The organism is Burkholderia sp. SCN-KJ (assembly GCF_024656005.1).
In the GTDB taxonomy this organism is placed as follows: domain Bacteria; phylum Pseudomonadota; class Gammaproteobacteria; order Burkholderiales; family Burkholderiaceae; genus Burkholderia.
In genome coordinates this window covers 112,315-127,155 of sequence record NZ_JANKOG010000015.1, presented here as the reverse complement: position 1 = coordinate 127,155, position 14,841 = coordinate 112,315, and the positions used below count along the sequence as shown (strand labels likewise).

At 67.1% G+C, this 14,841-nt stretch carries 14 protein-coding genes; 5 read left to right on the top strand and 9 right to left on the bottom strand.

Features of this window, described 5'->3' with window-relative positions; genetic code table 11:
* Window positions 1-37: 37 nt before the first annotated feature.
* Both NQV17_RS23840 and NQV17_RS23835 read right to left on the bottom strand, forming a co-directional pair.
* Entirely contained in the window at window positions 38-469 is a 432-nt protein-coding gene (locus NQV17_RS23840; protein ID WP_257774114.1) for a thioesterase family protein, read from the bottom strand.
* Window positions 470-501: 32 nt separating this feature from the next.
* On the bottom strand, window positions 502-1,278 hold the full coding sequence (locus NQV17_RS23835; RefSeq protein WP_044846058.1) for an SDR family oxidoreductase: 777 nt from the start codon (window positions 1,276-1,278) through the stop codon (window positions 502-504).
* 178 nt (window positions 1,279-1,456) lie between these two features.
* On the opposite strand from NQV17_RS23835, the gene NQV17_RS23830 reads away from it, so the two are divergent.
* On the top strand, window positions 1,457-3,130 hold the full coding sequence (locus NQV17_RS23830) for an electron transfer flavoprotein-ubiquinone oxidoreductase (RefSeq protein ID WP_257774113.1): 1,674 nt from the start codon (window positions 1,457-1,459) through the stop codon (window positions 3,128-3,130).
* A gap of 117 nt (window positions 3,131-3,247) precedes the next feature.
* Here the strand turns inward: NQV17_RS23830 and NQV17_RS23825 are convergent, their stop codons facing one another.
* The 3 genes from NQV17_RS23825 to rbsK all read right to left on the bottom strand — a co-directional run bounded on the left by NQV17_RS23825 (window position 3,248) and on the right by rbsK (window position 6,551).
* Window positions 3,248-4,195: a dihydrodipicolinate synthase family protein gene (locus tag NQV17_RS23825; protein WP_044846060.1), complete on the bottom strand. Its 948-nt coding sequence runs from the start codon at window positions 4,193-4,195 to the stop codon at window positions 3,248-3,250.
* Window positions 4,196-4,240: 45 nt separating this feature from the next.
* Window positions 4,241-5,560, bottom strand: coding sequence for an MFS transporter (locus NQV17_RS23820; RefSeq protein ID WP_257774112.1), 1,320 nt, complete (start codon window positions 5,558-5,560; stop codon window positions 4,241-4,243).
* 61 nt (window positions 5,561-5,621) lie between these two features.
* Window positions 5,622-6,551 carry a ribokinase gene (rbsK, locus tag NQV17_RS23815; protein ID WP_257774111.1) on the bottom strand — a complete coding sequence of 310 codons (930 nt, stop codon included), beginning with the start codon at window positions 6,549-6,551 and terminating at the stop codon, window positions 5,622-5,624.
* Between the two features lie 246 nt (window positions 6,552-6,797).
* On the opposite strand from rbsK, the gene NQV17_RS23810 reads away from it, so the two are divergent.
* A complete protein-coding gene (locus tag NQV17_RS23810; RefSeq protein ID WP_257774110.1) occupies window positions 6,798-7,868 on the top strand; it encodes a LacI family DNA-binding transcriptional regulator in 1,071 nt (356 codons plus the stop codon).
* A gap of 78 nt (window positions 7,869-7,946) precedes the next feature.
* Here NQV17_RS23810 and aroC read toward each other — a convergent pair whose 3' ends face one another.
* The 3 genes from aroC to NQV17_RS23795 all read right to left on the bottom strand — a co-directional run bounded on the left by aroC (window position 7,947) and on the right by NQV17_RS23795 (window position 11,837).
* Window positions 7,947-9,047, bottom strand: coding sequence for a chorismate synthase (gene aroC, locus NQV17_RS23805; RefSeq protein WP_257774109.1), 1,101 nt, complete (start codon window positions 9,045-9,047; stop codon window positions 7,947-7,949).
* A gap of 260 nt (window positions 9,048-9,307) precedes the next feature.
* Complete coding sequence (locus NQV17_RS23800; protein WP_257774108.1) at window positions 9,308-11,242, bottom strand: MFS transporter; 1,935 nt, start codon at window positions 11,240-11,242, stop codon at window positions 9,308-9,310.
* A 139-nt stretch (window positions 11,243-11,381) separates the two neighbouring features.
* Window positions 11,382-11,837 (bottom strand): CBS domain-containing protein, encoded by a 456-nt coding sequence (locus tag NQV17_RS23795; protein ID WP_044846066.1) that lies wholly within the window; start codon window positions 11,835-11,837, stop codon window positions 11,382-11,384.
* Between the two features lie 158 nt (window positions 11,838-11,995).
* Here NQV17_RS23795 and NQV17_RS23790 point away from each other — a divergent pair, with 158 nt between their 5' ends.
* Window positions 11,996-12,313: an Mpo1-like protein gene (locus NQV17_RS23790; RefSeq protein WP_044846067.1), complete on the top strand. Its 318-nt coding sequence runs from the start codon at window positions 11,996-11,998 to the stop codon at window positions 12,311-12,313.
* 18 nt (window positions 12,314-12,331) lie between these two features.
* Here the strand turns inward: NQV17_RS23790 and NQV17_RS23785 are convergent, their stop codons facing one another.
* Window positions 12,332-13,660 (bottom strand): YihY family inner membrane protein, encoded by a 1,329-nt coding sequence (locus tag NQV17_RS23785; RefSeq protein ID WP_257774107.1) that lies wholly within the window; start codon window positions 13,658-13,660, stop codon window positions 12,332-12,334.
* Between the two features lie 148 nt (window positions 13,661-13,808).
* Here NQV17_RS23785 and wrbA point away from each other — a divergent pair, with 148 nt between their 5' ends.
* On the top strand, window positions 13,809-14,429 hold the full coding sequence (gene wrbA, locus NQV17_RS23780) for an NAD(P)H:quinone oxidoreductase (protein ID WP_257774106.1): 621 nt from the start codon (window positions 13,809-13,811) through the stop codon (window positions 14,427-14,429).
* The gene (locus NQV17_RS23775) at window positions 14,426-14,827 is read left to right on the top strand and encodes a DUF2069 domain-containing protein (protein WP_257774105.1); all 402 of its coding nucleotides are present in this window, start codon (window positions 14,426-14,428) and stop codon (window positions 14,825-14,827) included. Before wrbA ends, NQV17_RS23775 begins: the two co-directional genes overlap by 4 nt.
* The last annotated feature ends 14 nt before the right edge of the window (window positions 14,828-14,841 follow it).

Sequence of the window (14,841 nt, the reverse complement as noted above, 5' to 3'; positions counted from 1 at the left end):
GGCGACACACCGGGCGCCGGCTTCGGCGCCGCCGCGCTCAGCCGACCTTCGCCTCGAGCGCGCGCTCGATCGTATCGCGCAGCAGCTGCGGCAGCGGCACCGACTTGCCGAGCGCGTAGTCGACCCACACGCAGCGCGCGTTGCCGCGCGCATAGACGTGCTGCGGATCGTCCGCGCGCGTCAGCTCGAAACCGGTGTCGAAGCTGCTGCGGCCCGGCTTCGCGGCCGACATCTTCGCGATCACGTCGCCCGGATAGTGCAGTTGCTTCAGGAACTCCATCGACGCCGTGACGATCACGGGCCCCTGCCCCTCGCCGTTGCCGCCCGCGATGCCGAGTTCCTCGAACCACGAGATCCGCGCCTGTTCCATGTAGCGGAAATAGACCGTGTTGTTCACGTGGCCGAACGCATCCATGTCGCCCCAGCGGATCGGCATCGACATTTCAAATACGGGGGAATATTCGCTCATTGCAGTCTTCTTTGTTGCTGAGTGTCATCCACTCAGGCGAGGCCGAAGCCATCGTCGGCGGAGATAATCGAGCCATTGATGAACTGCGACTCGTCGGCCGCGAGCAGCAACAACAGCCCGTCGAGATCCTGCGGCTTGCCGACGCGCCGGCGCGGCAGCATCGACTGCAGCTTCTGGCCCTGCTCGGTTTCCCACAGGTAATGATTGATTTCGGTATCGATATAGCCCGGGCAGATCGCGTTGACGTTGATCCCGTGGCGGCCCCATTCGAGCGCCATCGCGCGCGTCATCTGCACGACCGCCGACTTGCTCATCGCATACAGCCCGATCTGCGGAAACACGCGCAGGCCGGCCACCGACGCGATGTTGATGATCCGGTAAGGCGGTTTGCCGTTGCCGTTCGCGCGCATGATCATCCGCTTCGCGACTTCCTGCGCGACGAAAAACGCGCCGCGCGTATTGGTGTCGAACACGAACTCGAAATCGGACGGCGTGACGTCGACGAGCTTCTGCATCGTCGAGACGCCCGAATTGTTCACGAGGATGTCGATCGTGCCGGCTTCCGTCTCCGCGTGCGCGATGGCCGCCTTGATGCTCTGCACGTCGGTGACGTCGAGCGACACGACGTGCGCGGCACCGCCCGCCGCCTCGATCTCCGCGCGCAACTCCTTCAGGCGCTCGACGCGGCGGCTCGCGAGCACGACCTTCGCGCCGGCCTGCGACAGCACCTGCGCAAAGCGTTGCCCGAGGCCGCTCGATGCGCCCGTGACCAACGCGACCTTGCCTTCCAGATTGATCGATCGACCCATTGCACATCCCCTTTCGATGTCGTTTCGCCGCCGCGGGCGCCCTGTCCCACGCAGCATAACCCTAGCACATAAAATAGAACGATCGTGCTAATGTATCCGCATGCTGTTGCGGCAAGCGTTTCGTTTCGCAGACAATACGCTCCCGAATAAAAGCATTCTAACGGTTAGAGGAACGCCAATGACCCCCGCAAGCCTCATCGAGCAATACGGCCCGCGCGAATCGATGGAATACGACGTCGTGATCGTCGGCGGCGGCCCGGCCGGGCTGTCGGCCGCGATCCGGCTCAAGCAGCTGGCCGCCGAGAAAGGCACCGAGATCGGCGTGTGCGTGCTCGAGAAGGGTTCCGAGATCGGCGCGCACATCCTGTCGGGCGCGGTGATGGACCCGCGCGCGATCACCGAGCTGTTTCCCGACTGGAAGGAACAGGGCGCGCCGTTGAACGTCGAGGTGACCGAAGACCGCTTCCTGTTCCTGTCCGAGAACAGCGCGGTCACGACGCCCAACTGGGCGCTGCCCGACAACTTCAAGAACCACGGCAACTACGTGATCTCGCTCGGCAACGTCACGCGCTGGCTCGGCCAGCAGGCGGAAGCCTTGGGCGTCGAGATCTTCCCGGGCTTTCCCGCCGCAGAGATTCTCTATAACGACGACGGCTCGGTGAAGGGCGTCGCCACCGGCAACATGGGCGTAGGCAAGGACGGCGAGCCGACCGAGAACTTCCAGCTCGGCATGGAATTGCACGCGAAGTACACGCTGTTCGCCGAAGGCTGCCGCGGCCATCTCGGCCGTCAACTGATCTCGAAGTTCAAGCTCGATGCGAACGCCGATCCGCAGGCGTACGGGATCGGCATCAAGGAACTGTGGGAAATCGATCCGGCGAAGCACAAGCCGGGCCTCGTGATCCACACGGCCGGCTGGCCGCTGAAGTCCGATACGTACGGCGGCTCGTTCCTGTATCACATGGACAACAACCAGGTCGTGGTCGGCTTCGTGGTCGGCCTCGGCTACACGAACCCGTACCTGTCGCCGTTCGAGGAGTTCCAGCGCTACAAGACGCACCCGTCGATCCGCGCGTTCCTCGAAGGCGGCAAGCGTGTGTCGTACGGCGCGCGGGCGATCACGGCGGGCGGCCTGCTGTCGTTGCCGAAGACGGTGTTCCCGGGCGGCGCGCTGATCGGCGACGACGCGGGCTTCCTGAACGCATCGCGGATCAAGGGCAGCCACGCGGCGATCAAGACCGGCATGCTCGCGGCGGACGCCGCGTTCGACGCGCTGCAGGCTGGCCGCCAGAGCGACGAGCTCAACGCGTATCCGGACGCCTTCAAGCAATCGTGGCTGTACACGGAGCTGTACCGCGCACGCAACTTCAAGCAGTGGATGGCGAAGGGTCTCTACCTCGGCACGCTGATGGTCGGGCTGGAACAGAAGGTGATGGGCGGCAACGTGCCGTGGACGCTGCACCACAAGCATGCGGACCACGAGATGCTGAAGCCGGCATCGCAGTGCACGCCGATCGAGTACCCGAAGCCGGACGGCAAGCTGACGTTCGACCGGCTGTCGTCGGTGTTCATCTCGAACACGAACCACGAGGAGAACCAGCCGGCGCACCTGACCTTGAAGGACGCGAGCGTGCCGGTGAACGTGAACCTGCGCACCTACGCGGGACCGGAGGCGCGCTTCTGCCCGGCGGCGGTGTACGAGTTCGTGAAGAACGACGACGGCAGCGACCGCCTCGTGATCAACGCGCAGAACTGCGTGCACTGCAAGACCTGCGACATCAAGGACCCGACGCAGAACATCGTGTGGGTCACGCCGGAAGGCGGCGGCGGGCCGAATTATCCGAACATGTAACTGCCGAAGAACGCCGCCTCGCGCGGCGTTTTTTTCGTCGGTTCGACGTTCGACATTCGACGCCGCCCGGCTCTCCATCGGGCGCGCGACTCATGCACCGCGCCCGCATCGGCTGCGCTAACGCGCCGCGATCCGCCGACGGAAATGCTCGGTACCGGACACGATCTTGTCGAGCACCGCGTCGAGCGCCCAGAACCGCTCGCGCACGTCGTAGTCGATCGCACGGCAACGAATCGATCCGAACGTGCCGATCCGTTGGTGATAGATCTTCGCAAGCGCCGGGTAGCCCAGCGCTTCCGACACCGCCGAGAGCACCAGGAAGGTCGACAACTCGTCGGCCAGCGCCGGATCCGAGCCGCCCTGCGTGCGCAACCATCGGTACAGGTCGGGATGGAAGTTGGTGAACACGCCGTTGAAACCGGCCGAACCCGCCTTCATCGCATCCCATGCGATCGCGGCGTTTGCATTGAGGATCTTCAGCGGCGACCCCGCGGCGAGTGCGACGCGTCGCTTCACCGTCTCCAGATCGCAGCTCACGTCCTTCAACATCACGAAGCGGCCGGTGTCGATGCACGCACGCAGTTCGTCATCGGACAGCAGTCGCCGATAAGGCGCCGGACATTCGTACAAACCGAGCGGCAGATCCGACGGCAACCGGGCGAGCAGCTTGTGAAGATGGTCGAGAAGCGCGGCGCTGCCCTTGCGCTGCGGATCGAGACGGTTGGTCACGAGCACGACGCCCTGCGCACCCGATTCTGCTGCAGCACGCAGCTCGGCGACCTGCGCATCCAGATCGTCGCTGATGTGCCCGGACGCGACGACGGGCACGCGCCCGGCCACCCGCTCGACCACGAAACGCGCGAGTTCCGCACGTTCGGCAAGACTCAGGAATTGCATCTCGCTCGATTGCGCGACCGCGAACAGCGCATCCGAGCCGTGCGCCAGATACCATTCGACGAGTCGCTCGAGGCCCGCGTAGTCGATCGCGCCGGCGTCGTCGAACGGCGTCAGCATCACCGGTACGATCCCCTCGATGGTTGCGCTCGATTGCCGATGTGGTTGCATCTGTTTCTCCTTCCTTCAGTGAATACGGGGGTGTAGCCGACGGACTCAGGCCGGCAGCGGTCCGGGCGCGGCGCTCGCGGACTGCTCGGGAATCGGTTTGCGCACCAGCAGCAGGTAAGCCATCGCGCCGGCGAATGCGATTGCCGCCGCCGTCAGCAGCGCGGGCACGAACGACCACCTCTGCGCGATGACCCCCGTCAGGATCGGCGCGAGCGCACCGCCGATGAAACCGCCGAAATTCTGGATCGCACCGAGCGATGCGACACGGCTCGGCGGGGCGGCCGCCGTCGCGAGCGCCCACGAGCATGCCGACGCCGCATTGGCGAGAAAGATCACGACCGAGATGCATGCGAGCGCGACCGTGTTGCTCTGCACCAGCGCGGCCGGAATCGTGAACGCGACCATCCCCAGCATCGCGACGACCACCGCGTTGCGCCGGCTCACGACCGGCGAGCGGCTGCGGCGCGTCACCAGATCCGAGAGCCAGCCGGCCACGAGCGAACCGACGAACCCGCACAGGAACGGCACGGATGCCGCAAACCCGGTGCGCACGAGGCTCATGTGACGCTCCATCGTCAGGTACCCCGGCAGCCAGGTCAGGTAGACCCAGTTCAGATACACGGAACCGAAGAATCCGAGCAGCATGCCCCAGGTCGTGCCGTGCGAAAACAGGCTGCGCCAGTCGGCGAAGGTCAGTTTCGGCATCGCGACGGCCGTCTGCGCATCGGCATCGAGATACGCGTGTTCCGCCGCGGTCAATTGCGCGCGCGCCGGATCGCGGTACAACGCAAACCAGACGACGGCGACGACGAGGCCGAGCGCGCCCGTCACGACGAATGCCCAGCGCCAGTTGAACGATGCGACGAGCACCGCCAGCAGCAATGGCGCGAGTGCGGTGCCGAGCGGCGACGCCGCGTTGAAGATCCCGGTCGGCGTACCGCGCGCACGCAACGGAAACCAGTTGCTCACCACCCGCGCCGCCGACGGGAACTGCGGCGCCTCGCCGATGCCCAGCACGATGCGCGCGACGATGAACCAGCCGAAGGTGGACACGATGCCGCCCGCTGCCTGCGCGAGCGACCAGACGATCAGCCCGATGCCGAGCAGCCGGCGCGGCCCGATGCGGTCGACGAGTCCGCCGACTGGAAACTGGCACAGCGCGTAGCTCCACGAGAACGCCGACAGCAGCAAGCCCATCTGCGAGAGCGACAGCCCGAGGTCGCCCCGGATTGCCGAACTCGCGACGGCCAGCGTGCCGCGGTCGAGATAGTTGACGATCCCGCTCGCCATCAGCAGCGCGAGCGCAATACGTTGTCCGCGCCGGATACGTGGCGGCGCCGTCGGAACAGCATGATTCTCGTTCATTGCGTTTGTCTCCATGTCCTGAATGGTTTCCGGGCCTCGGTCTGTTCCGTCTTCGCGGAATCTATGCGGCCCCATGCTCCACTTCCTCGCGTGTCGGAATCGACGTCTGCGCGCCGTGGCGCGTGACGCTGATCGCGGCCGCACGCTGTCCGAACGCGATCGCGTCGTCCATCGACGCGCCGCTCGCCCGGGCGGCCGCGAAGCCGCCGACGAAGGTATCGCCGGCCGCCGTCGTATCGACGGCGACCACCGCCATCGCCCGATGGCGGCCGCTCCCTGCACTTCCGCGCCAGCAGACGCCGCGCGCGCCCAGCGTGACCAGCACGTTGCCGACACCCTTCGCGCGCAGCGCTTCGGCGGCCCGCACCGCCGAGGCGTCGTCGCCGACGGCAATGCCGGTCAGCGACTCCGCTTCCGTTTCGTTGACGACGAGATAGTCGATGCGGGCCAGCAATGCGTCGAACAGCGGCCGGGCCGGCGCCGGATTGAGCAGCACCGGCGTGCGATGTGCGATCGCACTGCCGATGGCGCGCGCGACGGTCTCGATCGGCACCTCGAGCTGGCACACCATCAGCGCCGCGCCGGCGATCGCGTCGCGCGCCCGGTCGATCAATTCGGCATCGAGGCGCGCGTTTGCACCGGGCACGACGACGATGCTGTTCGCCCCGTGCGCATCGACCGTGATCGTCGCGACCCCGGTTGCCTCGCCGTCGATCCGGTGCAGATGCGTCACGTCGATGCGCTCCGCGACCAGCGCGTCGTGCAGACGTGCGCCGAACGCATCGTTGCCGACACAGCCGATCATCGCGACCGACGCACCGAGGCGCGCGGCGGCCACCGCCTGGTTCGCCCCCTTGCCGCCGTGAACGGTCTGGAACGTGGTGCCGAGCAGCGTTTCGCCCGGCACGGGCAGCCGCGGCGCATGCGTGACGAGGTCGACGTTGATGCTGCCGACGACAGCGATTCGGGGTGGTCTGGTGTGGGTCATCATCGAATGTAACCGCTTACATTTTCGGCCGACAAAATGGCCTGGACGGCCATCGTCGACGAAAACTTCACGATGCGGTTGAAATCTGTGAATCTGTGTCTGACATAATACGGAGTAGCATCAAGATAGCGCTTACATTCTCACAGGCGAGACCGGGAATGCAAGCGGGACCACGATGAATCGAGGGTAAACGATGGCGTTTTTGACCACGCGCGGAGCCTGCAGGGCAGCCGCGCCCGGGGATGACCGATGAGTACGCCTTCATCCGGCGGCGGCGCGGCTCGCGCGCGCCGCGGCAGCGGCCGGTCGGTGCTCGGCGACGTCGCGAAACTCGCCGGCGTGTCGACCGCGACCGTTTCGCGCGTCTACAACGATCCCGGCAAGGTGTCGGCCGACGTGCAGCAGCGCGTGCGCGACGCGGCACGTGCGCTGAACTGGATTCCCAACGCAGCCGGCCGCGCACTCGCCTCCACGCGTACCCACATCACCGGGGCGATCATCCCGACGCTCGACGACCAGGTGTTCGCGTCGCAGGTAGCGGGCATGCAGGCGGTCATGGCCGAGCACGGCATCACCCTGTTCCTGGGCTGCTCGAATTACGATCCGGCGCAGGCGCTCGCGCAGGTGCGCGCGATGCTGTCGCGCGGCGTCGAAGCGGTGTCGCTGGTCGGCGAAGCCTATCCGCCGGAACTGTTCGAACTGCTCGACCTGCATCGGGTGCCGTATGTCGTCACCTATGCTTACCGCGACGACAGCCCGCACTGCTGCGTCGGCTTCGACAACCGCGCGGCATTCGCGCGACTGACCACGCACCTGCTCGAGCTCGGGCATCGCGATTTCGCGATCATCATGCAGCCTTCGGCCGACAACGACCGCGTGCAGGCCCGCCTGCGCGGCATTCACGAGACGCTCGCCGCGCGCGGGCTTGCGGTCAGGCCGATCCACCAGCACGAGGGCGCGGCCACGATCGCGTTCGGGCGGGCGAGCCTGCGCGCGATTGCCGACAGCGGCGCGACGCGCCCGACGGCCGTGATCTGCGGCAACGACGCACTCGCGCTCGGCGCCTTGCTCGAGGCGCAGGCACTGGGCATCGACGTGCCTTCGCAGTTGTCGATCACCGGGTTCGACGATGTCGCGCTGGCTCGCGAAATCCGGCCGGCGCTGACGACGATGTGGGTCGACACCGACGCAATCGGCCGCAAGGCCGCCCGCGCGTTGCTCGACGCACTCGAAAACGGCGCAGCCGGGCCCGGTTGCGCGGTACTGCCGGAGCTGCGGGTGCGCGAATCGGCCGCGCCGCCGGATGCGGCGGCCCAATGAAAACGGGGCGCCGCAGGCGCCCCGTTTCGCATCGAATCGGCTAAACCGGTCGAACCGGCGAGTGCCGGCTCCGTTGCATCAGATCGCGCTGCCCGCGATCTTCGGCGTCGACGTCTCGACGTCGCCGCATTGCGCGCGATGGCGCAGCGCGTGGTCGATCAGCACCAGCGCGAGCATCGACTCGGCGATCGGCGTCGCGCGAATGCCGACGCACGGGTCGTGGCGGCCGAAGGTTTCGACCGTCGCTGCTTCACCGGACTTCGTGATCGAACGGCGCGGCGTGCGGATGCTCGAGGTCGGCTTGATCGCGATCGACACGGTGATGTCCTGCCCCGTCGAAATCCCGCCGAGCACGCCGCCTGCATGGTTGCCGACGAAGCCGGCCGGCGTCAGTTCGTCGCCGTGCACCGAGCCGCGCTGCGCGACGCTGTCGAAGCCCGCGCCGATCTCGACGCCCTTCACCGCGTTGATGCTCATCATCGCCTTCGCGATGTCCGCGTCGAGCCGGTCGAATACCGGTTCACCCCAGCCGACTGGCACGCCCGACGCGACGACGTCGATGCGTGCACCGATCGAATCGCCGTCCTTGCGCAGCGCGTCCATGTAGGCTTCCAGCTCCGGAACGATCGCCGCGTTCGGCGAGAAGAACGGGTTCTCACGGACGTGCGACCAGTCGACGAACGGCACGTCGATCTCGCCGAGACCGCTCATGTAGCCGCGCACTTCGACGCCGAAGCGCTCGCGCAGCCACTTCTTCGCGACCGCGCCCGCGCCGACGATCGGCGCGGTCAGGCGCGCGGACGAGCGGCCACCGCCGCGGTAGTCGCGGATGCCGTATTTCTGCCAGTAGGTGTAGTCGGCGTGGCCGGGGCGGAACGTCTCGACGATGTTGCCGTAATCCTTGCTGCGCTGGTCGGTGTTGCGGATCAGCAGCGCGATCGGCGTGCCGGTCGTCACGCCTTCGAATACGCCGGACAGGATCTCGACCTCGTCGGCTTCCTGGCGCTGCGTCACGTGCCGCGACGTGCCGGGCTTGCGGCGATCGAGCTCGACCTGGATGTCGGCTTCGGTCAGCCCCATTCCCGGCGGGCAGCCGTCGATCACGCAGCCGATCGCGGGACCGTGCGATTCGCCGAAGGTCGTGACAGTGAAAAGCGTGCCGAGGGTATTGCCGGACATGATGGAACCGCCCAAAGAGAAATGGACAAACCGATGCGCTGCCGGGGCCGCTGGCAGGCCGATCGTTTGCCGGTCGAGAAAAGAGGTAAACCGCTATTATGCCAGCCGTCCCGGACCCGCGGGCCGCGTGAACCGTTCAGACCATACTGGCCGGCCACGAAGACAGCGCGGCCGAGCATCGTCGACCCGCGCCGTTCCGGTCGAACCGGCCGGTTTGCAGCCGTGTGCTGCCCGACACGAAGCCGCCGGGCCGGCCCTGCCTACTTCCGCGCGCCGCGCAGCTCGGTCACCGCCGCCTGCAGCGCCTCGGGCGTCGCGACCGAGGCCGGGATCGGCTCGCCGACCGCGAGCGTCAGCCGGCTCATCACGCCGCGCTTGATGGGCCGCGGCATGCGCGCATCGGCATGACGGGAGAAATAGCTGCCCCACAGCCCGCGCAGCGCCATCGGAATCACGGGCGCCGGCGTACGGCCCAGGATCTCGGTGATGCCGTGGTGGAAAGTGTTGATGTCGCCCGTCTTGGTCAGCTTGCCCTCGGGGAAAATGCACACGAGTTCGCCGTCCTTCAGCGCGGCCTCGCATGCGTCGTACGCGCGCGCGAGCATGTCGGGATCCTCGTGGCGCGGCGCGATCGGAATCGCCTTCGCATGCCGGAACACCCAGCTCGCGAAGCGCGTCTTGAAGATCCGGTGATCCATCACGAACCGGATCGGCCGCGGGCTCGCAGCCGCCAGCACGAGCGCGTCGACGTAGCTCACGTGGTTGCATACGAGCACGGCCGCGCCTTCTTCCGGGATCCGCTCCGCATGGACGAGACGAATCCGGTAGAACGTATGCACCAGCACCCATGCGACGAAACGCAGCAGGAACTCGGGGACGAGCAGGTAGATATACGTCGCGACCACGACGTTCAGCAGCGCGGTGACGAGGAACAGGCCGGGGATGTCGACACCGGCCTTGGTCAGCCCCATCGCCATCAGGGCCGACAGGATCATGAACAGCGCGTTCAGGATGTTGTTCGCGGCGATGATCCGCGCGCGGTGGGTCGGCGCGCTGCGGCTCTGGATCAGCGCATACAGCGGCACGCTGTAGAAGCCGCCGAACATCGCGAGCAGGAACAGGTCGGCCAGGATGCGCCAGTGGCGCGCACCGGCCAGGAATTCCCCGACCGACAGCAGATGCCCGGGCGACGGCAGCGAGCGGCTCGCGAAATACAGCTCGATCGCGAACACGCTGATACCGATCGAGCCGAGCGGCACGAGGCCGATCTCGACGCGCCGCTGCGACAGCCGCTCGCAGAGCAGCGAGCCGAGGCCGATCCCGACCGAGAACGTCGCGAGCAGGACCGTGACGACGTCGGGGCTCGCGGACAGCACGTCCTTCGCGAAATTGAAGAACGACGTGAGGAACGTCGCGCCGACGAACCACAGCCACGAGATGCCGAGCAGGCTCAGGAACACGGTGCGGTTCTGCCGCGCGAGCCCGAGGTTGCGCCACGTTTCGCTGATCGGATTCCAGTTGATCACGAGATCGGGCTGCGGCGCGGGCGTCGGCGGCACGCGCTGCGCGACGAGCCGCCCCGCGAGCGCGATGACGACGACGCTCACCGCGAGCACGCGCTCGCCGCTGCCTTCGATGCCTGCGGCCGCGCCGCCGATGATCGTGCCGATCAGGATCGCGATGAACGTGCCCATCTCGACGAGACCGTTGCCGCCGACCAGTTCGTGGTCGCCGAGATGCTGCGGCAGGTATGAATACTTGACGGGGCCGAACAGCGTCGAGTGCATCCCCATCATGAACGTGCACAGATACAGCAGCGCCGCGCTGTGCGTGACGAAACCGGCCGCGCCGACCAGCATCAGCACGATCTCGAAGGACTTCACGAAGCGCGTGAGCGTCGCCTTGTCGTATTTGTCGGCGATCTGGCCGGAGGTGGCCGAGAACAGCACGAACGGCAGGATGAAGATCGCGGAGATCAGGAACGCGGCCGTCTTCGCGTCGACGCCGGAGAAGCGCGCGGTGTGATAGGTGACGAGCGACGTGAAGCCGATCTTGAACACGTTGTCGTTCAGCGCGCCCAGGAACTGGGTCGTGAAGAACGGCGCGAAACGGCGCTGGCGCAACAGGTCGAACTGCGACGCGTGGGCGCGCCGTTCGCCGCGCGATGCGGAAGAGACTTGCGTGTGATCGCTCATGCGGAATACGCGCGCATCGTCTGGGCGAAGCTGCGCGGGCCTTGTGTTGTTGTCGAAAAAACGGCGGCGCAGGCTGAACCTGCGCCGCCGTACGCCGAATGGCAGCGCCCGCGCGTCATGGCACCGGGCGCGACGCGTTTCACGGCTTCTGCGCTTCGGCTTCCGATTCCGGCCAGTCGCGGATGTACGCCTTCAGCATCCGGTTCTCGAAGCTCTGCGCCTCGACGACCGTCTTCGCGACGTCGTAGAACGAAATGACGCCCATCAGCACCTTCTTGTCGAGCACCGGCATGTAGCGCGCATGGCGCTCGAGCATCATCCGGCGCACTTCGTTGACATCGGTTTCCGGCGTGCACGTGAGCGGCTCGTCCATCACCTTGCGCACCTGCACGTCGCCGATCGCGCCGCCGTTCACGTGCAGGCGCAGGATGATCTCGCGGAACGTCAGCATCCCGACGAGATCGCCGTACTCCATCACGACGAGCGAACCGATATCGTGTTCGGCCATCGTGTCGACCGCTTCGCGCAGCGGCTTATCGGGCGTCACCGTAAACAGCGTGTTGCCCTTCACTTTCAGAATATCGCTGACGCGCATCGTAGTCCCCTCATGCTTGAATGCAAAACCGCTTTCGATCCTATCGGAAAGCCTGTCAAAAGGAAAGCTCAGCCCCGCGCGGCACGGCCGCCGCCGCTTGCGGACACCGGCCGGCCGCCGCACAATGACTCCATGGACGGCGGCCCGAGGAGACGGCCATGGCACATACGCATACGGAGCAATTCGCCAGCTTCGCCGATTTCTACCCGTACTACCTGAACGAACACCAGAACCTGACGTCGCGCCGGCTGCACTTCATCGGCTCGCTCGGCGTGATCGGCTGCGTCGCGATGGCGATCGCGACGGGCCACTGGCCGTGGCTGCCGGCGGCGGTCGTGTGCGGCTACGGATTCGCGTGGGTCGGACACTTCTTCTTCGAGAAGAACCGCCCCGCCACGTTCCGGCACCCGATCTACAGCCTGATGGGCGACTGGGTGATGTTCAAGGACATCTGCACCGGCAAGATTCCGCTGTAACGCCCGCCCGGCACCGCGTCACGCCGTTTTCGGCGGCCGCGCGTGCGGGTCGGGCGCCCCGCCGGGCACCGGCCCGGGCGCGGCCGCGGCCGGCGCACCCGCAAGCCGGTGCGCGGCGATCAGCGACGCAAGCGATACGTCGAACCGGTCGTTCGACAGGACCTCGAGCAATGCCGCGCCTTCGACGTGGCTGCTGCGTCGCTGCAGCTGGTAGGTCAGTTCGGTGCGGTCGATCACCAGCACGTCGAACAGCTGCGCCAGCGTCAGCTGCTCCGGATTCGCCAGCAGGATGTAGCGCGGCGCGCGTTCGCCGCTGTCCAGCCGCGCGATCCATTCCCGCTCCTCCATCGTCGACAGCAGCCGCTGCGCGGTTTCCATGTCGCAGCGCAACATGGCCGCAAGCCGCATCGCCGTATAGCCCGCCTTGCCGATCGCGCGCGCCTCAGCCAGCCGGGCGAGCAATTCGAGCGCGTCGAACAGGTCGCTGCCCGGATAGTGGATGCGATGGAACTGGCCGACGCGGATCGCCGGCAGCGCGGACGCCACCATCGCGCCGAGCAGCGCGATGAACCAGCTCAGATACACCCACAACAGGAACACCGGCAGCGCCGCGAACGCACCGTAGACGGCCGTGTAGGTCGGAATGCGCCGTACGTAATAGCCGAAGCCGCGCTTCGCGAGTTCGAACGCGATCGCCGCGAACAGCCCGCCGATCACCGCGTCGCGCCATGCGACCGTGCAGTTCGGCAGATACACGTACAGCAGCGTGAACGCGAGCACGGTCAGCGGCAGCGACACGAACGCGAGCAGCCATTCGACGATCGACGTCGACGGCGCGGCGCCGGTGAACGCCAGCGACTGCGTAAACAGGTACGACGAGATCGACAGGCTCACGCCGAACAGCAAGGGCCCGAGCGTGATCAGCGCCCAGTACGCGAGCACGCGCTGCGCGAACGGCCGCGGCTTGCGCACCCGCCAGATCAGGTTGAACGCGGACTCGATCGTCATCATCGTCATCACCGACGTGACGACGAGCACGATCAGGCCGGCCGTCGTCAGCCCCTTGGCCTTCGACGCGAACTGGTTCAGGTACTTGAAGATCTGGACGTTGAACTGCGCGGGCATCAGGTGATCCGCGAGGAACCCCTGCAGCGAGATCTGGAACGACGCGAACATCGGGAACGCGGTAAACAGCGCAAACGCGACCGTCACGAGCGGCACGAGTGCCAGCATCGTCGTGAACGTGAGGCTGCCCGCCACTTGCGGGATGCGATCCTCGGCGCTGCGCCGGGCCGCGAACTGCGCGAGGCGCTTGAGGGTGTCGAGATCGACGCTCAACTTCGGCAAACGGCTTCTCCTTCTCTGCTGACGCCGCGCGCCCGGCGGCGCGCCGCCGCCGCGCTGCGCGACGACTTCAGCCCCTATAATAGCCGCTCGATCCAGCAGGGGCCGACTGCACCGGGCATCCGCGCGGCCGCATGCGGCCCCGTCGCCCATGAAAGACATCCTCGTCCTCTATTACAGCCGCCACGGCGCCACGCGCGATCTCGCGCTCGCCATCGCGAACGGCATCGACAGCGTGCCCGGCATGCAGGCGCGCATCCGTACCGTGCCGCCCGTCTCGACGGTCTGCGAAGCCACCGCCTCCGACATCCCCGACGACGGCCCGCCGTATGCGGAGGTGCGCGATCTCGAGGAGTGCGCGGGCCTCGCGCTCGGCTCGCCGACCCGCTTCGGCAACATGGCCGCCTCGCTCAAGTATTTCCTCGACGGCACGACGCCGCAATGGCTGTCGGGCGCGCTGACCGGCAAGCCGGCCTGCGTGTTCACGTCCACCGGCAGCCTGCACGGCGGCCAGGAGTCGACGCTGCTGTCGATGATGCTGCCGCTGCTGCATCACGGGATGATGATCGTCGGCATCCCGTACACGGAATCCGCGCTCAGCACGACGCGCACCGGCGGCACGCCGTACGGCGCATCGCACGTGTCGCAGCACGATCGCAGCGGGCCCGCGGGGCTGTCGGCGGACGAAAAGGCGCTCGCGGCCGCGCTTGGCGTTCGGCTCGCGCGTGCGGCAGCGGCCCTCGCCGACGCCCGGGCCGCCGAGGCCGCATGAACGCGCCTGCCCGTCCCGCCCGTCCCCCCGTCGCCGCCCGGCCGCGCTGTGCGCTGACCGCGGCCGCGTGCCTCGTCGCGCTGATCGCGCTGTCGCTCGCGTGGGAACTGTGGCTCGCGCCGCTGCGCCCGGGCGGCTCGGCGCTGATGCTCAAGGCCGTGCCGCTCGCGCTCGCGCTGCCCGGCGTCTGGCGGCGTAACATCTATACGATGCAGTGGGCGAGCATGCTGATCCTCGTCTATTTCGCCGAAGGCATCGTGCGCGGCATGTCCGACCGCGGATTGTCCGCGACGCTCGGCTGGTGCGAGACCGCGCTCGCCGTCGGCTTCTTCGTGGCCGCGCTGGCCTACGTCGCGCCGTTCAAGCGCGCGGCGAAGCAGCAGCGCGCCGCGTCCTGACCCTTACGCGACCG